General features: G+C 65.7%; 20 protein-coding genes and 2 pseudogenes. 18 read left to right on the top strand and 4 right to left on the bottom strand.

What is annotated here, in order from left to right:
- Positions 1-137 precede the first annotated feature (137 nt).
- From GFS60_RS38115 to GFS60_RS38080, 8 genes and pseudogenes are all read left to right on the top strand, one after another.
- The gene (locus GFS60_RS38115; RefSeq protein ID WP_159929868.1) at positions 138-1,091 is read left to right on the top strand and encodes an alpha/beta fold hydrolase; all 954 of its coding nucleotides are present in this window, start codon (positions 138-140) and stop codon (positions 1,089-1,091) included.
- A gap of 439 nt (positions 1,092-1,530) precedes the next feature.
- Positions 1,531-2,568, top strand: coding sequence for a hypothetical protein (locus GFS60_RS38110; protein ID WP_159929866.1), 1,038 nt, complete (start codon positions 1,531-1,533; stop codon positions 2,566-2,568).
- Positions 2,568-3,455, top strand: coding sequence for a hypothetical protein (locus GFS60_RS38105; protein WP_159929864.1), 888 nt, complete (start codon positions 2,568-2,570; stop codon positions 3,453-3,455). Before GFS60_RS38110 ends, GFS60_RS38105 begins: the two co-directional genes overlap by 1 nt.
- A gap of 56 nt (positions 3,456-3,511) precedes the next feature.
- Entirely contained in the window at positions 3,512-3,706 is a 195-nt protein-coding gene (locus GFS60_RS38100; RefSeq protein WP_159929862.1) for a hypothetical protein, read from the top strand.
- Positions 3,707-3,978: 272 nt separating this feature from the next.
- Positions 3,979-4,926 (top strand): C40 family peptidase, encoded by a 948-nt coding sequence (locus GFS60_RS38095; protein WP_159929860.1) that lies wholly within the window; start codon positions 3,979-3,981, stop codon positions 4,924-4,926.
- A 128-nt stretch (positions 4,927-5,054) separates the two neighbouring features.
- A complete protein-coding gene (locus GFS60_RS38090) occupies positions 5,055-5,471 on the top strand; it encodes a hypothetical protein (protein ID WP_159929858.1) in 417 nt (138 codons plus the stop codon).
- Positions 5,472-5,638: 167 nt separating this feature from the next.
- The gene (locus tag GFS60_RS38085; RefSeq protein ID WP_159929982.1) at positions 5,639-6,196 is read left to right on the top strand and encodes a 3'-5' exonuclease; all 558 of its coding nucleotides are present in this window, start codon (positions 5,639-5,641) and stop codon (positions 6,194-6,196) included.
- Positions 6,197-6,250: 54 nt separating this feature from the next.
- Positions 6,251-6,952: pseudogene (locus GFS60_RS38080) on the top strand (HNH endonuclease family protein); the annotation flags it as partial.
- 30 nt (positions 6,953-6,982) lie between these two features.
- Here GFS60_RS38080 and GFS60_RS38075 read toward each other — a convergent pair.
- Positions 6,983-7,182, bottom strand: a pseudogene (locus GFS60_RS38075) (hypothetical protein); the annotation flags it as partial.
- Between the two features lie 318 nt (positions 7,183-7,500).
- Between GFS60_RS38075 and GFS60_RS38070 the strand changes: the two are divergent.
- Together GFS60_RS38070 and GFS60_RS38065 are read left to right on the top strand one after the other, a co-directional pair.
- A complete protein-coding gene (locus GFS60_RS38070) occupies positions 7,501-8,112 on the top strand; it encodes a dihydrofolate reductase family protein (protein WP_159929856.1) in 612 nt (203 codons plus the stop codon).
- 166 nt (positions 8,113-8,278) lie between these two features.
- On the top strand, positions 8,279-8,425 hold the full coding sequence (locus GFS60_RS38065) for a hypothetical protein (RefSeq protein WP_159929854.1): 147 nt from the start codon (positions 8,279-8,281) through the stop codon (positions 8,423-8,425).
- Between the two features lie 215 nt (positions 8,426-8,640).
- On the opposite strand, the gene GFS60_RS38060 is transcribed toward GFS60_RS38065, so the two are convergent.
- Positions 8,641-8,997, bottom strand: coding sequence for a hypothetical protein (locus GFS60_RS38060; protein ID WP_061042814.1), 357 nt, complete (start codon positions 8,995-8,997; stop codon positions 8,641-8,643).
- 217 nt (positions 8,998-9,214) lie between these two features.
- Between GFS60_RS38060 and GFS60_RS38055 the strand changes: the two genes are divergently transcribed.
- Positions 9,215-9,355 carry a hypothetical protein gene (locus tag GFS60_RS38055; RefSeq protein ID WP_159929852.1) on the top strand — a complete coding sequence of 47 codons (141 nt, stop codon included), beginning with the start codon at positions 9,215-9,217 and terminating at the stop codon, positions 9,353-9,355.
- Positions 9,356-9,561: 206 nt separating this feature from the next.
- Here GFS60_RS38055 and GFS60_RS38050 read toward each other — a convergent pair whose 3' ends face one another.
- Positions 9,562-9,987, bottom strand: a complete 426-nt coding sequence (locus GFS60_RS38050) for a YciI family protein (RefSeq protein WP_159929850.1) — start codon at positions 9,985-9,987, stop codon at positions 9,562-9,564.
- Positions 9,988-10,173: 186 nt separating this feature from the next.
- Complete coding sequence (locus GFS60_RS38045) at positions 10,174-11,028, bottom strand: phosphoadenosine phosphosulfate reductase domain-containing protein (protein ID WP_159929848.1); 855 nt, start codon at positions 11,026-11,028, stop codon at positions 10,174-10,176.
- Between the two features lie 646 nt (positions 11,029-11,674).
- On the opposite strand from GFS60_RS38045, the gene GFS60_RS38035 reads away from it, so the two are divergent.
- From GFS60_RS38035 to GFS60_RS38005, 7 genes are all read left to right on the top strand, one after another.
- Positions 11,675-12,883 (top strand): tyrosine-type recombinase/integrase, encoded by a 1,209-nt coding sequence (locus GFS60_RS38035; protein ID WP_179220382.1) that lies wholly within the window; start codon positions 11,675-11,677, stop codon positions 12,881-12,883.
- Positions 12,880-15,501, top strand: a complete 2,622-nt coding sequence (locus GFS60_RS38030) for a tyrosine-type recombinase/integrase (RefSeq protein WP_236603571.1) — start codon at positions 12,880-12,882, stop codon at positions 15,499-15,501. Before GFS60_RS38035 ends, GFS60_RS38030 begins: the two co-directional genes overlap by 4 nt.
- A complete protein-coding gene (locus GFS60_RS38025; protein ID WP_159927971.1) occupies positions 15,498-16,100 on the top strand; it encodes a DUF6262 family protein in 603 nt (200 codons plus the stop codon). The genes GFS60_RS38030 and GFS60_RS38025 overlap by 4 nt, the downstream gene beginning before the upstream one ends.
- Positions 16,101-16,316: 216 nt before the next feature.
- Positions 16,317-16,568 (top strand): hypothetical protein, encoded by a 252-nt coding sequence (locus GFS60_RS38020; RefSeq protein ID WP_236603766.1) that lies wholly within the window; start codon positions 16,317-16,319, stop codon positions 16,566-16,568.
- Complete coding sequence (locus tag GFS60_RS38015) at positions 16,565-16,981, top strand: hypothetical protein (protein WP_159929846.1); 417 nt, start codon at positions 16,565-16,567, stop codon at positions 16,979-16,981. The genes GFS60_RS38020 and GFS60_RS38015 overlap by 4 nt, the downstream gene beginning before the upstream one ends.
- Positions 16,978-17,847 carry a hypothetical protein gene (locus GFS60_RS38010; RefSeq protein WP_201453730.1) on the top strand — a complete coding sequence of 290 codons (870 nt, stop codon included), beginning with the start codon at positions 16,978-16,980 and terminating at the stop codon, positions 17,845-17,847. Before GFS60_RS38015 ends, GFS60_RS38010 begins: the two co-directional genes overlap by 4 nt.
- On the top strand, positions 17,844-18,569 hold the full coding sequence (locus tag GFS60_RS38005; RefSeq protein ID WP_159929842.1) for a hypothetical protein: 726 nt from the start codon (positions 17,844-17,846) through the stop codon (positions 18,567-18,569). The genes GFS60_RS38010 and GFS60_RS38005 overlap by 4 nt, the downstream gene beginning before the upstream one ends.
- Positions 18,570-18,592: the final 23 nt, after the last annotated feature.

Below are 18,592 nucleotides of genomic sequence, written 5' to 3'. Positions count from 1 at the left end.
AATGTTGAGGTTCGCCGTATCCACCCGACGGATGCGAAGAAAATCCGCCGCCACCTTCATTCAGAGTCGCTCACCGGGCGTCACCGCGCGGACCAGTATGGATGCGGATGGTTGGCTCGAGGTCTGGATCGCCAGCGATGAGGGCCCCCGGGGATCGCACACGCCTCGTCCTCACCGCCGACGGCACCTCTCTTGCGGTGCGTGAGATCGGATCCCGGATGGCGCCGGTCACTGTGATTTTCGCGCACGGATTCTGTCTCCACATGGACGCCTGGGCACCGCAACGGGCCTACCTGGCTAAGGTCTGGCGCAAGCACGCCCGGTTGGTCTTCTTCGATCACCGCGGCCATGGTGGATCCGACGCGGCGGACACCGACAGTTACACGATCAGCCAGCTTGGACGGGACCTGGATGCGGTGATTCGCACGGTGGCGCCAAAGGGTCCGATTGTCCTCGTCGGGCACTCGATGGGCGGGATGGCCGTGATGTCCTACGTCGCCCATCACCAAGAGGCCGCGGCCGCGCAAATCGTGGGAGTCGGGTTGATCTCGACCGCCGTCGACAATGTCGCCGGCGCCGGCATCGGGCGCGCTCTGAATACGCCGGCGGTGACGTTGCTGCGGTCGGCATCAGCTCACGCCCCAGGGCTCGTCGGGCGCAGCTGGAATCTCTCACGTCGCATCTTGTCGCCGGTGGTCGGCGCAACTTGCCCGCTTGCTCCGAGTGCAAGTGTCCGTGCCGCCGCCACGTCTTACGGGATGGTCCACGCGACGCCGATCGTCACCGTGGCCGCCTTCCTACGTGATCTGCGGATCTACGACGCTTCCCCGGCGCTCGACGTGCTCGCGAAGGTGCCGGCGTCGATCATCTGTGGAACCCGGGACAGGGTGACCCCGATCGGGCACTCACAGCGACTCGCGGCGGCTCTTCCCCTCGCCGAACTGATCCCGGTGAGAGGAGCGCGGCACATGGTCGGCCTCGAGCGCCCTGACGTGGTGAGCGAAAGTCTCGATCGACTGCTCGGCCGCGCGGTAGGGCGCCGCGAACAGGACACCACCCGCAGATCCAAATCCGACCTCGTCGGGGCGTGAAATCTGCGCGTGCCTGAGACCTGACGAGACAACCACTGATGGGAGAAGTGTTGAGTATTCACCAGGACGTTGACCTGTCATCCGGCCCGGCGCACCACCGGCCGGACAAGCTCGTTCACCGCGGCGCGAGGTCGTACACACGCCATGTTCTGAACCGGGTGGCAGCGTGTGGTGTGCAGGTCGGGGCGCGGCACCGGTGCATCGATCTGCATCACGAACCGAAGACCTACAACCCATGGCAAGACGCCACCTATTGCCGCTGCGGTCACATCCGGTGGGCCGGCGAGCATACGCAGTTCGACACCGCCGTCGAAGCATTCGAGGTTTTCCCTCATCACCCCTCGGGCCGGCCGGATCCACGGACCTATCCCGGAAAAAATGACCCCGAATCGCGGCAGGTCAGCGAGCAGCGGCCCATCGGGCGAAGCGAGCTACGCCGATGATCCCGGCAGAAGCGGGCGACCCCGCGGCCCGCGCTGTTCTGGACATGATCGACCGCGTCGAGATCGACCCAGAGAGCGACCAGTTTCTAACGGCGCTCGACCGTATCCACTTACAACTCCTCTCGCCGAGGGTGGCCACGATCGTCGCAAGGCGAGCGGAGCTGGGTTTTACCGCCCACGACGTGAATACCTATCCCCGACGCAATATCTGGCGCACGCAGGTCCCGTTCGGGCGGACGAACGGCGGTGTCGTTGTCGAGATTCCCCTCGTCGTGATCGCACCTGTTCTGATCGGCATGATTCCCGTCCTACTCAACACGAATCCGCTGTTTCAGCCTCCGATCACGGATCTGACGGTATTCATCTCCGCGGCCGCAGGTGTAGAGGTCCTCGCGATGTGGTGGTGGATCCGCCGCGATCCTCTCAGGCTGACCGCGGCGGACAAGCAGATGATCCGCGGCAGCATTGCCAAGCTCAATGCCTACGTCTCGGCCGGCGGCAACTTCTTCGAACTTCGTCTGGCCATGACTGCGTCCGCGATCGTCGACGATATTCATGAAGTGCCGGCATGGAGTCACGAGGGCCTCGACATCCACCGCATCCGGCTCGATATCGAGGACCAACTCCGAGTGATTCTCTGCCACTGCGGTGAGCTGGCAACTTTCCGGGCCAGCGTCGGCGAACCCACGACAGGAGTCAGTGCCGAGGCTGACGCGGCTCGGACTGCCCACCACGAGCAGCGACGGTGGTTCGAACAGGTCAAAGAATCACTGATCGGGCGGGTCGCAGCGTTGCGGAAGTATCACCAAGACCTACTGATGCTTCAGGACTCCATCGACGGTACTGCGGCTCTCGGTCGCATCGACGCTCACGCACCGGCGCTCGGAGAATTGCTGGTCAACTCGGCGAATGATGACCTCGCAGCGTCGGCGATCGGTGACCTGGCCACCGACCTGGCGGATCTACATCAGGCGCGGGAAGAGGCGCTGGCCCAGTTGCGCGGCGACGTCACCGGATTCGATCGGCGCAACTGATGGGACGCAGCCATGACCGGATCAGCCCAGACCGCGGCGACGGTGTGTTCGATCCCGACCGGGGCGACAGCGACGTCGCCACCCGCAAGGAAGGCGCCCTGATTTCGCAGCACGCCTACGACACCCGCGCCGATCTCCGCAGCGGAGCACGAGAACTCGACACCGCCACCGAGAACCTACCCGGATTGACCCGGGCGCAACGGGACCTCAACCGCGCCTATCCGCGGCCCACGCCGGCGGCAATCGGAAACTCTCGGCTACGCCCCCAGCTGCCACCGGCGATCGAACTCCGTCGCACCCTCTCGGCACGACAACGGAACACCCGATCCGCGGCGAAGCGCCGCGTCCTCGACGCCATGCCGAAAGCCCAGTACACGGCGCTGGCGTCGTTGACGTCGGACCCGAAGACCTGGCGGGAGACGAACAACGCCCTCTCCGCGGTGGCCGGCGACGCTGTCGAGCTCGACGATGCTCGCCGCAAGCAGGTCCAACGAGTGGACAGGGCCATCCAACGATACGAACGCGAATCCGGACGAGGTCATCTCGTGTACACCTCGGTGAGCATCCCCAACGCGGTCGTGAACCCGTCAGATCTGCCCTCGACGCTATCGCCGGGGACGGTCCTGGCCTTCGACCGGTTCACTGCAGCAACCCATTCGCTGCACGAGCTGGACTCGACCGCCCGACCCACCGATGTCGTCTTCGAGATCCAGACCGACCGGGGCATGTACTACGGACAATCTTCCCGCGTGGACAACTCGCACCACTTGCTGCCACGAGGAGTGCAGCTACAGGTGGTGGGGGCTCATTTTGTGCCGTACGAGCGGCCCGGACAGCCACCGGGGGAGCGCCTGGTCGTCCAACTCGTCGATCACGAGACGCCATGACAAGTCGAGGCGGGGCATTCGAGACAGATTCAACTCACCGGAAGGAACACACAGTCATGACTGCGGACAAGCCGCGCCACCGGCGCCCCGACCTGACCTTTCATCCCGATATCTTCGCTGCGCCGGCGCAATTCAGAGTGGTGAACGCCGCGCCACACGACGGTGCGGATCCGACCGCGGACATAACGCAAGGGAATAAAAGCTCCGGCACCGAAGCTCATACCGGACGACGAAATGGCAAGGGGCTGTGAGCAGAAAGAAAGGTCGGAGGCCACCTCCAAGATGGTGTGCCTCCGACTCACCCGGTGCATTCTCAGTACCCACACCCTATTTGATCTTTCGCATCCGGTCCAATTCTCTACGCCCTATTGGCCGATGTGGATGCCCGACTGGGTTGCCCCGGTTGTGAGTTCGGTCGAGTTGTACAGGTCCATCTCTACTGTCGGTGATCGCACGACACCTTCGCGGTCATCGAGACAGTACTTCCGCCCTTGGCCGCCACACCAACGGCAAAGGAGACATCATGGATTTCGCATCGATCATCATCGGCGTCGCAGTGGCCGGCGCATCAGCTGCCCAGGGCGGCGGAGTGGACCCCGCGATCACCGACAGCGTCACGTCGGTCGCACAGGAACTACCGCCAGCTCTCGCCCAGTATGTCCCGGACCCGCAGCCCTATCTCGACGACGCGGCCCGGGCAGTGCAGCAGGCGCAGGAGCAGTTGCCCGCCGAGTGGCAAGCCGAGATCGAGAACGCCATTCCACCGGAAGTCCAGGATGGGGCTGCAGGCGCCAGGGAACAGCTCCCGCCCGAGGCCCAGGGCCTGATTCCCGAGGTCGTCCTGCCCGCCCCTAGCCCGGAACCCGGACCCGCCGGCGGTGTCACCAACCCCGCAGGACCCGCAGCTCACGCACCGTCATCGACTCCGCAGCAGGAGACGAATCAGTTATTCCTTCCTCCTGCCGTCAGCGGAGCACCCACCACTGCTGCCGGCATCCCCTCCCTGACAGGACTGCTCGCCCCGACCGCAGTCAGCGATCTGACCTTCGATCCCCGCTTTCCCCGCAACCTCGAGTTCGCGCGTGCGGTCATCGAAGCGGCGATGCGTGCGATCGGATTGCCCTACCAGTGGGGCGGAGGCCTTCTCACCGGACCGTCGATGGGCGACGGCACCGGCGGAGCTACCGCCGGCTACGACTGCTCAGGGCTCACTCGCTTCGCCTACTACATCGGCACCGGAGGCACGAAGGTCTTGCCCCGCACCTCACAGGAACAGTTCCGGGCAGGCCAGCAGGTCACCATGTCCCAAGCCCAGCCCGGTGACCTGCTGTTCGGGAACTGGCAGGCAGACGGAGCCAACCACGTCGCGATCTACCTCGGCGGCGGAAAAATGCTTGAAGCACCGCAGACCGGCCAGCTCATCCAGATCAGCGCCGTCCGCCCGGACATGATCCCCGCCCGCTTCCTGTGACCATCGGGGACAGTGCCCTGCGCTTGATCCCGAAGCGGAACAATACGATCGCCACTATAGACCCAGACCGGTCACAAGTCGTGTCGCGACGTGCGGCACGACCGCAGAGACGAAGGAGACAGTGCCACATGACCATTACGACAGTAGCCCACAAGAAGGCAATCGAGACCGCACGAAAGAATGCGGAAGCACTGGCGCAGAAGGCAATCGAAACACGAGTCGCACTTGTCGGAGCCATCGGTGAAGCAGTGGAAGAGCACGCCGCGCTCGATTCCGCACGCGAGGCAGCTGTAGACGCAATCAGGATGGCCCACGAGAACGCGATCGAAGGCGGATGGACGGCCAAAGAGCTCGCAGCCATGGGATACACCGCCCCGAAGAAGCGGAAGAACGCCTCCAGTAAGGCCGCGCGTGGTGGCGCCAGCAAGGACGCGACTGAGACAACCGACGTCGCAGATGCTGCTGCACCGCAGGAAGGCGATCAGCCGCCGAGCACCGACGGGCAGGTCTCCAGCGAGCGCGAACCTGAGCATTCCTACAGCTAGGAAGCAGTCCGGTGGTGTGGCCCCGGCCTCTCGGGCGTCGTCCTCCCGATCCTTTGTCGGAAGACGGCGCCCGAGCGCTACCAGGAACTTCTCCGGGCCGGCATAGGTGCCGGAGTCAGAACCACATGTCAGAGGGTGCCGTCACGATGATCACGAGAAGGAGTGGCCTGACCAGTACGCAGACGTCTCCGCAGCAGTGGGCACGGGGCATGCTCGTCCCCGGCCGGGCAGCGGTTCTGGACGTTGAGTCGACCGACCTCGACGGGTCGATCATCGAGATCTGCGTTTTGGACGCCGCCACCGGCAATCCACTGCTCGATACCCTGGTCGATCCCGGCGACGTTCCGATCCACCCGGACGCCTATGCCGTGCATGGAATTGTTCCGGCCGATCTGATCGGCGCACCCGGCTGGTCTACGGTCCACAAGCAGCTGCTTGCGGTGACCGCTGGCCGAGTGACGCTCAGCTACCACAGTCAGTTCGATCAGGGTCGCGTTCTCCATGATTGTGCTCGGCACGGTCTCGACCCCGCGCACCTCGCCGACCCAGAGATGTGGGGATGCATCATGCGGATGCGATCGCAGGCCGAGGGCATCGAGAAGAGCATTCGGCTCGATGGCGGACACCGAGCCCGCAGCGACGCTGCGGCCGCCCGCACCGTCCTGCTTAGTATCGCCGAGGGCCCCTCGGTGCCGACAACCCCCACTTCCCACTCTCGGCTTTAGCCCACCAAGGGAGCCTCCTTGCCATTCAGCCAGACGACCACCCGCCGGACGAAAGTGCTATTCGCCTCCGCCGCGGCCGCAGTTCTCACCGGCTGCGGCACCGTCTCCGCTATCGAGGCGCAGACCCGCCCAAGCACCCCACCAGTAGTCCCGACCGCTGACATGGTGGCCAGCCCAACTCCTGACGTCGCGCAGACCCTCGCCACCCTGGAAACACTGCCGGTCAAAGGCCGCGCACCCAAAACCGGCTACACGCGAGACGAATTCGGCCAGGCATGGTCCGATGACGTCACCGTCGCAGGCGGACACAACGGGTGCGACACCCGCAACGACATCCTTGGCCGCGACCTCATCGACCGAACCTACAAGGACGGCACCAAGAACTGCGTGATCCTCACCGGCACCCTCAACGACCCATATACCGGCAAGACCATCGCGTTCACCCGCGGCAAGGACACCTCGAGCTCGGTGCAGATCGATCACGTCGTCGCGCTCTCCGACGCCTGGCAGAAAGGCGCCCAACAGCTCGACGACACCACCCGCCGCAACCTGGCCAACGATCCCCGGAATCTCCTCGCCGCGGACGGCCCGGCGAACCAGCAAAAAAGCGACGGCGACGCCGCGACCTGGCTGCCTGCCAACAAGAGCTTCCGGTGTGTTTACGTTGCAAAGCAGGTCGAGGTCAAGGCTGCATATCAACTCTGGGTCACCCAAGCCGAGAAGGACGCGATTGCTCGTGTCCTTTCTGCATGCGGCTAGGGGTGATCTCGCTACAGGGGTGCGGCCGTCGACGGTCGAGAAGATCGTGCGCGCCCACTCGGCGGGCTCCGCAGGGGCAGATAGCGTGGCGGGCCCGTCGCCGCGTCGAAGGGGTGCACGATGACCGCGACGGCGAATCCGGCTGCCGCGGGGAACCACTCCTCGGCTGCGACCTCGAACGGTGCGATGGAGGTGTGGATCCGCCGCCCCAGTTCGGGATTCTTCACCGGACCACCTCTACGGGACGTCTCAGGTCAGCGAGTTCCAGTCATGGGACGGCAATCGGAACGTGCCGGTGAGAGTTCCTCTTGCGGTGCAGCGGGCACAGCACGCCTGCCGTCGATCCTGCGGCGATTCATCCGATCGCGCTGAAAGAGAAGCGACCAGCGGTCGCCGATCACCTCGACGGCCGCGTTGATCGCGCACCCCGAGCGCGGCTGTCCAGCCTTCGGCCTCACCGTCCCGTGTATAGCACTTGCGACCCGCCACCACTTGTTACGGTGACGCCACCACTGCGACCCGCAACTGCTTCCTGGGAGATGCTGATGTCCGACACCACCTGCCACATGTCGATCTCGCTCGACGGCTTCGTCGCCGGACCCGAGCAGAGTCGGGACAATCCGCTGGGCAAGCGCGGCGGTGAGCTGCACGGCTGGCATATCGGCGACCCGCGCGCGACGGAAGCCGACAGGACAGCCAATGGATGGCTCATGCGCCCTCGCGGCGCTTACGTCATGGGTCGCAACATGTTCGGGCCGATCCGCGGTGAGTGGAACGAGGCGTGGGACGGATGGTGGGGATCCGAGCCGCCCTACCGCGCCCCGGTCTTCGTGCTCACTCACCACGCACGCGAACCGATCGAGATGGAGGGCGGGACCACCTTCCGCTTCGTCACCGAGGGGTTCGACGCCGCCTACGCGCAGGCGCTCGAAGCGGCCGACGGCAAGGGTGTGGACATCGCCGGTGGCGCTTCGACAGTCCGACAGGCACTCAATGCCGGCGTGATCGATGAACTCACCCTCGACATCGCACCCGTCCTACTCGGCGGCGGCGAGCGCATGTTCGATGGCGTTGAGACGTTCGGCTTGGAGCCCGTCGAGGTGCTCCACTCACCGTTAACCACCCATATCCGTTATCGCAGAGGCAGCGCCGGCTGAGCAGCAACTGCCCTTCGTGCGTCTCAATCGAGGGTCCCCTTGCGGTGTCTCATGAGGCCAGCTCCCGCTAACGACCATTTCTGGGGCACCTCCGATCCGAGCACCGGCTCTCCCTCTCGCTGCGACCGCGCGGAGTAGAACGGGAAGATGGGAAGGCAGGCAGCCCGTGCTCTACGTGCTTGCGCTGGTAGCCGTCGTGGTCGGCGTGGACGTCCTGTTCTTGAGGCACCAATTCTGGGAGCGGCTGCTGGTGAACGTCGGCATCGTCCTGGTGTTCGCGGCGTTCTATCTGAGGTTCCTGAAGGGTTCATGAGCGCAGCCGCCGCAATTACAACCCGAAGTAGCGCACACCTATCCAGGGCAGATGAACCGGTGCACCGTTAGCCCTCATTGGGCCAGGCCGGACGAGGCTATAGCCCGGCTCCCTCATCGTCACGCTCGCCGTCGCGGCGATCTGGTCGGTCTTCCAATAATGCGTGATGTCCTCGACGAGGGATCGCGAACGCGAGCGGTTCGCCTGACTCCGCCCTACGAGGAGCTCTTGAAGAGGGAGTTCTTCGTCGAGGAAGCCGGCACGACCTCCAGCCGCTGTAGCTCTGCACCGGCACCGGTGACATCACCGTCAGCTTGGTCGAGTATTTGCAGGCCTTTCTCAACTGCGCGCCAGTCCGCTGACAGATCGAAATATCCTAGGAGATCAACGACCTCGGCGACCCACCGTTTCGCGCCGCGTCTGTCACGTCGCAGCTGGGCGTAGTAGGTCACCATGGCGTCGCTCACCGACTTCTTGCGCTGCCCCCACTTCTCGCCCTTCCGGGCCGCTTCACTGGCCAGTTGCCACAGCTGTGCAACGTCGACGTGCCGATCCAGCACCGGTTCCCTCACACCTGGCACAGTAGCGATCCAACAGGACAGGTGATAGCGACCCTGCATGTAGCCGATCGGCAAGCGCTTGGCGCGCCTGATGCTGCAGTCGGAGCAAGATCGAATCGAACCCGGCAAATATCGGCGGCTTGCACACCGAAACCGGACGGGTTAGTCATGTCTTATAACCGAGAATCCGAGAACCCGCGCGGGTCTGAATGTCGGCGACAAGGTCAAGGTGCACACCGAGGGCACCTCGGTGTTCTTCATTGTGAGCGTCGAGGGTGAGGACGCGCTGGTCGAAGCCGTCGACGAGGCGGTGCCGGGCCGCTTCCCGTTCCACTGCAAACTGTCGCGGCTCGTGCCCGCTGAGTCGTAACCGCGTTCTCTGCTCGCGGTGCTGGACGGCTCGGCGGCGGATCGTGCACGGGGGTTGGAGCGCTGCGGATTTCGGGGCCAGCTAGGTCGGCAACCAGGGCGCGCCCGGGATCACTATCCCGGACGCCCGCTCTGTCTTCGATCCCGCCGCAGATAGAGGCTCTCTACCGCCCCTCGGCCGGCCCCCGGCACTGCGATCCGATGTCATCACCCGTGGTGAAAACCGCACTCCGTAGTGGTTGTTGCGGCGGTCAGGAATGGTCGCACCTCGAGCCATTCGTGGATCGGTTTCCCATCTGCACCCGGGGCTGCGGACAGCTCGCCGGCCAGCTCGAGTGCCCGCTCGTGGCTTTCGACGTCGATCACCATCCAGCCGGCGATCACGTCCTTGGTCTCCGCGAACGGGCCGTCGGTGACCGGCGGTCGCCCCTCGCCGTCGTAGCGGACGAACGTGCCCTCCGCGGAAAGCGCCTGGCTGTCGACGAACTCGCCGGTGCCCTCGAGCCGGGCGGCGAAGTCGTTCATGTACTGCACGTGGGCGGAGATTTCCTCCGGTGTCCACTGGTCCATCGGTACGTCGTTGACCGACGCAGGCGCGCCACGGTAGTGCTTGAGCAGTAGGTACTTGGCCATCATGTTCTCCTTGGTGCGGTGCGGCCATTCTGGCCGTGTTCACTCCGGGGACGAAGCCGCGCGCGGGTTCTCGACATCCCACAGCGACATTTCCTGGCCATCTTCTCTGTCGGATCTTGTCTCGACGCTTCCCGTCCCGGTCGCCGCTGCAGCGATCGAAGTCTCACCGCATGAAAAGCGAAGGCGTCAGACGAACTCGCGGATCCGGGGAAGGACTTGGGCGAGTTCCTCGAAAAGGTTCGGCCATCCACGTCGTAGGCGGGTGATGCGACCGTGTTCGAGGAAGGCGCCGTCGATCATGTGGGAGACCCGTAGGTGTTGTTCGGGGGTGCCGAGTTTGCGGAGTTTGTCGTAGACGGGGTTCACCGGTAGTTGGTGGTGGGCGATGTAGGCCCAGATCTCATCGATGCTCCAGTCCCATATGGGCCCGAAGACATGTGTTCCGTCGGCTCGGTCGATGAGGCCGCCGTGGTGTCGGCGTTGCTCTGTGGTGTTGGTGCAGCAGCCGTCGCAGTCGCGTGTGACGTGGCTGCTGAGTGCGTTGTAGTAGAGCGACCAGCGTCCGGTCCCTTTCGGGGATTCGTCGGCTCGTACGCCCCAGATTTCTCCTGGCCCGTGGGCTGCGTGCGCCGCGCGGGAGGGTGCTCCGATGAGGATGTCGCGCAGTTTCTGGCTCGTGGCCCGGGTGGGCTGTTGGTGGTCCCATTCGCCGGATTGTGCGAGGACGGTCAGCAGTGGTGGGTCGGCGCGGTGGGGTTCGAGGTTGAGGTTCCAGGTGTCGGCGAGTGCGGTGATGTAGGTGTAGGTCTCGGGGTACTCGAGGCCGGAGTCGAAGAACACGACGGGGATGTTCGGTTCGACCTGCAGGGTGAGGTGGAGTGCGACGAGTGAGTCCTTGCCGCCGGAGAAGGCGAGGTATCCGTCGTGGTCGTCGAGGTGCCCGGCGATGCGGCCGGTGAGTTTTGCGAGGTCGCGGCGGGGCCGGCGCAGTGCCCGGAGAGTGTTCAGGTCCAGGCCGTCGGGTTCGGGCTTGCCCGCCACACGTCCTCCTCACGGTGTCCGGTCGGTATCGAGATCTCGCATTTTCTGTCACACAGTGTCCGCCCGGTGGATCTTCCTCCATGCGTAGGGGCGTTTGAAGTCGCCTGGGTATGTGAGGAGTGTGGTGTGGGGAAACTGTGCGAGGTGGCCGGCCGGCAGGACGTCGTCGCCGCGGCATACGCGTCGACGAAGACACGCGAGGCAGTCGAGCTGGCGAAGGTGGGCCGGTGTGCGCGATGCGCGACGTTCCCGGTTCCGGTGGAGGCGGTGACCAAAGTGGTCTCCCGAACGTTCACGGGTTTCGATTCGTGGAAAGCGACCGCGGAAGGTGGGCTGTGCACGTCCTGCGCCTGGGCCTACCGGAACCCGGATCTGCGCAGAAGCATGCATGTCGTCACCACACGACCAGCAATGAGGGCAGTGACCGCGGCGGATCTCGAACGGATCTTGTCGCGGCCACTCGAGCCGAATACCGCCGTGGTGGTGCCCTTGCGGCCCGGCCGAAAGCACATCCTGCCGCACGCGCGGTGGGGCGGGATTGCGGTCGAGTTTACCGACCGCAGATATATCCGTACACGCCGTTCGTCCTGCGCGACTTTCGGGATGTCCCGTGGTTGTTTACCGACCAGGGTTCGGGATGTTCGTCATGTTCAGACAGAGACTCGAAGGGCGTGTGGCGATGCGAGTGGTGGTAGGGGACCTCCGGGTTCAGCGGATCGACCGGCGAAATGGGAGGCGGTCGTGGACGATCGTCTGGCCGGAGGGAACGGAGCATCGCGAGGCGGACCGGTTCCTGCGCGAGCACGACGGGTCGGGCACCCAACGGACCTATTCCTACTTGTTGGTGGATCACCTGCGCTGGCTCGAGCGCGAGTGCCTGGCGTTGGACAGAGTGGTGCTGCGGGATCTCGAGCGGTACATGGGCATCGTCGGCGCCGAGGTGGCGATGCCGTTGGGCGAGCCGTGGCGGGTCGGGAAACGCCCGTACGGGCATGCGGCGCTGTCGACCACGGCAGCCTGTCTGAAGGGCTTCTATCTGCATCAGGCGGCGCTCGGGGTGAACGCCGAGCTCGGTCGGAGACTGGATAGAAGTCGGCTGCCGACGCGGGCGGATCGACGCCGCACATTCTTGGGGCACACGACGACGTCGATACCGGCAAATCCGCTCGCGCCGACGGGACCTCGCCGCCGACATCCGAAGATGCTGCCCGACGGCGCACGGGAGAAACTGCTCGAGACGGTGAACTCGGCCCGCGACCGCATGGTGGTGACCTGGTTGGCCGACGGCGGGCTGCGGATCGGCGAGTTGTGCGGGCTGCACCTGGTCGACCTGCACCTGCGGGAGAACGCGGCCTGCGGCCAGTGCCGTTCCCCGCATCTGCACGTTTGTTACCGCCCCGGCAACCCGAATCGGGCCGAGGCCAAGACCAAGCATCCCTGGCGCCTCGAGAACGGCACGGTGACCGGCGGGCTGATCAAGCGGGTCAGCCCCGCCATGATCCACTCCTACTTCGACTACATCACCACCGAATATCCGCGTGGACGAACCGATCACGGAATGCTGCTGGTTCAGCTGCACGGCAGGGCCGTCGGGCAGCCGTGGGCTCCGGTCGCCGCCCGGCGGGTGCTGCGCCGGGCCGGAGACCGCGCCGGCCTGGGACCGGTGAAACCCCATGCGTTTCGGCATTCGTTCACCTCGGCCGTGCTCGACGCCTCCGGCGGCAACCTGTTGATCGCCCGTGACGCAGGCGGCTGGGCCTCGGCGACGATGGTCGACGAGGTTTACGGGCACGTCGATGTCCACGACCCGGCCTTTGACGCGGCGTTGCGGCGGGTGTGGGGAGAAGGGCGATGACGGCCGGGAGAACCCGTGCCGGATCGCCGCACTCGTGTCGGGATCGTCCGGACCGGGGCGGCCGCGACCGGCTCGAGATTCTCACGGCGCTGATCGGCGGCCCCGACTTCGACCCGATCTTCCGGTTGGACGTGATCCGGATTCCGCAGCAACACCCTGTCTACCGGTGGGAGTGCGTTGTCGAGCGGTGCGAGCGGACCCGCGCCAACTCCACGGACTTTTGCACGGAACATCTCTTGTTGCGAGCGAAGGACCGAGAACGTGGCGGCGGTAAGGCCGCGTTCCTCACCGCCGCAGAGGGATTGGAGCGATACGTGCGGATCGAGGAGCTGATTTGCCGGGTGTGCCCAGACCGGCCCGCCGCGCAGTCCGACCTGCTGCTGTGCCAGCGACACATGAGTCGGTGGCGCGAGCACCGGAAGTCCGCCGGTGAGTCCGACGACTTCGACGGATGGCTCTCCGGGCAGCGGCCGCTGCCGGGCTACGGATCCTGCCTGGTGGCGGTGTGTGTGAACCTCGCCGAGTCGCCGCTGGGGTTGTGTCTCTGGCACAGTCGGCGGTACCAGCGTGAGCACCGACCCGGCGCGGCGGTGTTGCCGCCGACGTGGTGGCACCGCTACGAGCGGTACGGCCGGCCGGTCCCGGTCGGATACGACGACGAGGAGGCGTTCGGTCGCTGGTGCGCCACCGTGCGCGCATCCCCGTGGCCGGGACAGATCAACCTGCTCGGGTTGCGGCCACTGGTGCGGGCCGAAATTCAATGGGGCCTGTTCATCCACACGCAGCGAGTCCGACCCAGCCGGTGGGAACTGGGCTGGCTTCGCTCACTAGTGGCGACGTGCCGAACCCTCGAAGTGGAGTCGTTGATCGGGTTCGAGATCGGCGCCGGTGGATCGGTGGAGTTTCCCGGCTCCATGGTCAAGGAGATCCTGCACGAGCTTCGGATGGTCTACTTCACCCCTGCCCAGGCGAAAGAGGCCGGATTCCTCGAGACCGAGCACTTCGGGGTGCGGTTCAAGCGGCGGGCCAGTCACATCGACCTCACCGGCATCGGCCCAACTTGGTTGCGGGATCTGGTCTGGGACTACCTCGCCGACCTGCTGCAATCGCCGCGCTGCCCACGTTCCGGCCACGTTCACGATGGGCTGCTCAGGGCAGCAATGGAACTGGGCACATTCCTGCAACACGATGCCCCCGACGGCGGGAACGATCCCACCCTGTTGCAGGGCGATCACATGCGTCGATTCGTCACCGACCAACGCCGCCGTGAACGCGACGGGTCGCCGTCGCTGGCCATCAAGCGACCTGACGGGACTGCCAGCGTCGTCACCACTACGACACGGTCGACGGTATTCAATGCGCTACGCAAGATGCTGCGCGCCGCGATGGACAGCGGTGCCGCCGACCGGATCGGTCTGGGGCGGGAGTTCATCGTCGCACTTCCTACGGCCGGGGCATCAACGGGCCGGACCGCGCGGCGACCATTTCCCGACGAGGTCGCTCGCGCGCTCGCCGATCCGGAGAATCTGCGGCGACTCGACGAGGTCCACGATCCGCTGGACCGCGGGCTGCGTGATATGTGGGAAACGACCGTCACCACCGGTCGTCGCATTGGAGAGGTGCTGCAGCTCCGTTGGGACTGTCTGGGCCGCTACGGCGGCCTACCGATGTTCTGGCACGACCAGACCAAGGTCGGCAACTATGACGTCGCGATCCGGATCCCCGAGCGTCTCCACGAGGTGCTGGCTGAACGCCAACGCAAGACCCTGGATCGATTCGTCGCCGAGCACGGGCGCCGACCCACCGACACCGAACGCGGTCGCCTGGCGCTGTTCCCGACGCCGCAGCGCAACCCCGAAGGCACCGTCGCGTTGACCCATTCCTTTTTTCACAGAAACTTCAGCGCGTGGGTCGATTCGCTCGAAATCGGCCGATGGGTGCCCCACCAGGCCCGCCATACGCTGGCCACGAATTTGCTGCGCGCCGGCGCAAGCTTGACTCACATCCGCACCTATCTGGGCCAGGTCAGCGATCGGATGGCCGAACACTATGTGCACCTGTCGCATTCGGATCTCGAGGACGTACTGCAACAGGTCTGGGTCGCCGGTCCCGGCGCCGCCCACCCCGGCGAACTCCTCGCCGGCGACACCGCACCGATGACCCGCACGCAGGCCCAGACGCTGGCGATCGACCTGTCCCGGCGCAGCACCCCTGCCGAAGGCGGCTTCTGCACCTTCCAACCCGTCGTCGACGGCGGTGCCTGTCCCTGGGCGCTGAACTGCCACGGCTGCGACAAGTTCGTCCTGTCCGGAGCGGACTTGCTGTATTGGCGACGCAAACGCGAGCAATGGCGACAACTCGCCGAGGGTGCACCCGACGACGCCACCGCCGACTACCTGCACCAGCACTTCGAGCCCACCGCCCGCGCCATCGACGGACTCGAGAAGGCCCTGGCCGGGCTTGGCCTGCTCGACCAGGCGCTCGCGCTGGACCTTCGCAAACCCCAGGACTACTTTCACCGGGTCTGGTCAACCGCCTTCCGTGCCACCGACCTCACCGATGCCATAACAGCAGCACCCGACGAGACCGACGAGACCGACGGAGAAGCCAGCGCATGAGCAGTAGCCAAAACCCACCCCAAACCCGCACCGCCGCCGCGCTGGTCTCCCGGCGCCGCGACGCTCAGGCCGCGGTCGACCGCGTTCATGAGGCCATTGCCCGACTGCACCGAGAACCGGCCCCGGTCACCGTCGCCGCCGTCGCCCGCCGCGCAGGTGTCTCTCGGACGTTTCTCTACACCAACCCTGCGGCCAGAACGGCAGTAGAAACCGCGAAAGCCGACACCGGCCAACAGTCCCGCCACCCGGCTGTCCACCAGCACGACCAGCACGAGGCGACCTGGCGAGAGCGCGCTCTCAACGCCGAAAACGGGCTCAAGACCGCGAACGCCGAAATCCTGGCCCAACGCAACCGCATCGGCGAACTCCTCGGCCGAATCCGCGACATGGAAGCCGAATGGAGCGAGGAAGCCATCCACCGCATCACTACCGAGAACACCACACTCAAACAGCGGGTCCGCCAACTCACCACCGACAACCGCAACCTCGATGAGCGGTTGACTGCTGCCCGTTCCAACCTGCGGTTCCAAGATCGGCGTATCGCCGACCTCGAGACCCGCCTGGCAGATCCGACCACCATCCAGCGATCACCGATCTAGCTCCAGCACAATCTGATTCAACTCCACGGGACGTTGTCGACCGAACGGCGCCCGGATACCTGGGGACGGTGGACGCACCGCTGGGCTGAGCTCGAACGAGAAAGTGGTCCGACACGCCAGCATCAACAACCCGTGACATCATCGCGCACATGTACGCTTCGAATACGCGCAGGCCAGAAGCAAAATGCGGTGTCCGCGGTCGGTAAAGTGGAGGATATGTGCCTGCCCTGGACGTTGCGTGATGTCGCGGCGGTGACAGCGATGCGCCGACTGCGGGAGCTGGGGTTCGGTGCCCGGATGCTCGCCGAGCCTGCGGCCCCATATCCGGTGCTCGCCACGATCGCCCCCCGGCGGTGGCCGGCGGTCTTCGCGGACTGGGATCGACTCGCCCCGTACCGCCAGATCGGGCAGTGGTGGGAGCTCGCGCTGCGAGCCACCGTGTCGGCGAGTGTGAAGGGAACGAAATGACCAGCCCGACCGATCGATGGCTCGCGGCCGCACCGGCGGGGCTGCCGCCGCTCGAGGGTCCGGCGTCGACAGCAGAACGCCTCCTGTTGTTGTTGCACTACGGGATCGACTGGGATTCGGGATGGGTCGGTCGGCGGCGGGAGAGGTACTGGACCCAGCACCTGCCGAACCGTGTTCGGGTCGCCACCTATATTGGTGGCGGCGATCTCGACCGGTGGTGGTCGGTGGTCTCCCGTTCCCTCGAATCGGAACCGACGAACACCGACCAACGGCTGGAGCTGGCGACGTTGCTGCGTGAGGAGTCCGAGCCGGTGCTGACGTTGCTGCGTGAGCGTCCCACGTCGTACGTGTTGCGCACGCGGATCGTCGCCGAAGCTGTGGCCGCCGCTCGCTCTTCGGGAAGGAAGAAATGATGAGGTCGACGGTGCGCTGGGATGTCGAGCTGACGGCGCTGTCCTCGATCTCCCAGAAGGGGGAGGACTCCGGAACGACGACGACACTGTTCCGGCGCGAGCCGGTGATCCAGCCGGACGGAATGCCGGTGCTGGTGCCGATCGTGTCCGGGAACTCCCTGCGCGGCGGGTTGCGGAGGATCGCCGAGGAGCTGTTCCGCGATGTCATCGGCTACGAACAGCAGATCCCACTCTCGGCGGCGCACGCGCTACGCAACGGTGGCTCTTTGACGAAGGTCACCGGCGACGGTCTGACCGGTCGCCGGCGGCAGCGACTGCGGGAGCTGGTTCCCCCGATCGGGGTGTTCGGCGGCAATGGCGGAGGTCAGCCACCTATCGATGGCTGCCTGAAGGTGGGCAAGGTCATCCCGCGGGTGCGTGAGACCGAGACGATCATGACCCGGGCGTATGACGGCCGATTGATGAGTCAGTTCGAGTTGGTCTCCCTGGAGAGCTACAGCCGATTCGACGACACCGACACCCGGACGTTCCCCGAATCCTCCGCGGGGGGCGGGGCCGGCAAGGATGCCGGCTCGTCGATGCTGATGCGATTCGAGGTCGAAACACTCCCTGCGGGAACCCGTTTCGAAACCTTCTTGCGGCTGGACCGGGCCACCCCTCTCGAAATCTCGTTCTTCACCGATGTGTGGGGCAGATTCGCGCGTGACGGATTCCTCGGAGGGCGCAGCGCGATAGGTCACGGGCGGGTCCGCGCCGAATCGGATCGGGTGGTGTTGGCCGGCCCGGACCCGCAGTCAGTGGACTGGCGAGTCGAGCTCGCACCACTGCGCGATGAGGTCATCGAAGCATTGTGCTGGCTGACATGACGGGCACCGAGGAGATGGCACCGTTCCTGGTGCGGGCGCACCTGTCGTCGGGACTGGCGCACGCGACGCCGTGGGGAATCAGTCTCGACGGGATCCTGGCCGCCGAACTGTGGGCCGATCACAAGGCCGCGGCACTCGACCGAGGCGAGTATGTGCCGGCGCTGACACCCGAGTGCGCCCCGCCCGACCTCGAGCTACCACTGGCGCGATGCGAGCGCGCCGGCGAGGACTGGCATTGGTGTGCGACGTGCTCGTTCCCCGAGGACCCGGCCGGTGATCCGGTGGTGCGGCACTGGGCGTCGCGGGCCGATCACCGCGGGCTCGAGCAACTCAGTCACACGCTGCCGGCGGTGATCTCGGATCGGCAGGGCCGCTACCGGGCCCGCTACATGCCCCTGATGATCACCAGCACCCGCACGGTCACCTGGCGCGGAGTCGGAGATCTCGACGCCGTCGCCACGATCCTGGGTGGCCTGGATGTCATCGGAAAGAAACGGGCCCATGGTGAGGGCCGGGTCCTGCGGTGGGAGTTCGAACACTGCCCCGCCGCCGACCGGTGGGCGGCGGCGCACCTGCATAGCGACGGCACTCTCGGGCGCACCACACCACCGGCCTGTATGCCCGATCTCTTGGAACCGGAATCGGCCGGCTTCGGGTTGGCCGGCCTGCGGCCGCCGTACATGCACCCGACCAGAATGAGGCAACTCCACCTACCTCGGTGAGCCGCCGCGTGGTGTGGCGGTTC

The organism is Rhodococcus sp. WAY2 (assembly GCF_009859915.1).
Classification (GTDB): domain Bacteria; phylum Actinomycetota; class Actinomycetes; order Mycobacteriales; family Mycobacteriaceae; genus Rhodococcus_F; species Rhodococcus_F oxybenzonivorans.
This window is presented reverse-complemented; position numbering and strand designations above follow the sequence as displayed.

Bases quoted from the DNA above. Each gene is read 5' to 3' on its own strand.
- GFS60_RS38010 (WP_201453730.1), top strand. From the start codon at position 16,978: ATGATGAGGTCGACGGTGCGCTGGGATGTCGAGCTGACGGCGCTGTCC.
- GFS60_RS38105 (WP_159929864.1), top strand. From the start codon at position 2,568: ATGGGACGCAGCCATGACCGGATCAGCCCAGACCGCGGCGACGGTGTG.
- GFS60_RS38030 (WP_236603571.1), top strand. From the start codon at position 12,880: ATGACGGCCGGGAGAACCCGTGCCGGATCGCCGCACTCGTGTCGGGAT.
- GFS60_RS38025 (WP_159927971.1), top strand. From the start codon at position 15,498: ATGAGCAGTAGCCAAAACCCACCCCAAACCCGCACCGCCGCCGCGCTG.
- GFS60_RS38090 (WP_159929858.1), top strand. From the start codon at position 5,055: ATGACCATTACGACAGTAGCCCACAAGAAGGCAATCGAGACCGCACGA.
- GFS60_RS38115 (WP_159929868.1), top strand. From the start codon at position 138: ATGAGGGCCCCCGGGGATCGCACACGCCTCGTCCTCACCGCCGACGGC.
- GFS60_RS38095 (WP_159929860.1), top strand. From the start codon at position 3,979: ATGGATTTCGCATCGATCATCATCGGCGTCGCAGTGGCCGGCGCATCA.
- GFS60_RS38070 (WP_159929856.1), top strand. From the start codon at position 7,501: ATGTCCGACACCACCTGCCACATGTCGATCTCGCTCGACGGCTTCGTC.
- GFS60_RS38050 (WP_159929850.1), bottom strand. From the start codon at position 9,987: ATGGCCAAGTACCTACTGCTCAAGCACTACCGTGGCGCGCCTGCGTCG.
- GFS60_RS38110 (WP_159929866.1), top strand. From the start codon at position 1,531: ATGATCCCGGCAGAAGCGGGCGACCCCGCGGCCCGCGCTGTTCTGGAC.
- GFS60_RS38035 (WP_179220382.1), top strand. From the start codon at position 11,675: ATGTTCAGACAGAGACTCGAAGGGCGTGTGGCGATGCGAGTGGTGGTA.
- GFS60_RS38020 (WP_236603766.1), top strand. From the start codon at position 16,317: ATGTGCCTGCCCTGGACGTTGCGTGATGTCGCGGCGGTGACAGCGATG.
- GFS60_RS38005 (WP_159929842.1), top strand. From the start codon at position 17,844: ATGACGGGCACCGAGGAGATGGCACCGTTCCTGGTGCGGGCGCACCTG.
- GFS60_RS38100 (WP_159929862.1), top strand. From the start codon at position 3,512: ATGACTGCGGACAAGCCGCGCCACCGGCGCCCCGACCTGACCTTTCAT.
- GFS60_RS38015 (WP_159929846.1), top strand. From the start codon at position 16,565: ATGACCAGCCCGACCGATCGATGGCTCGCGGCCGCACCGGCGGGGCTG.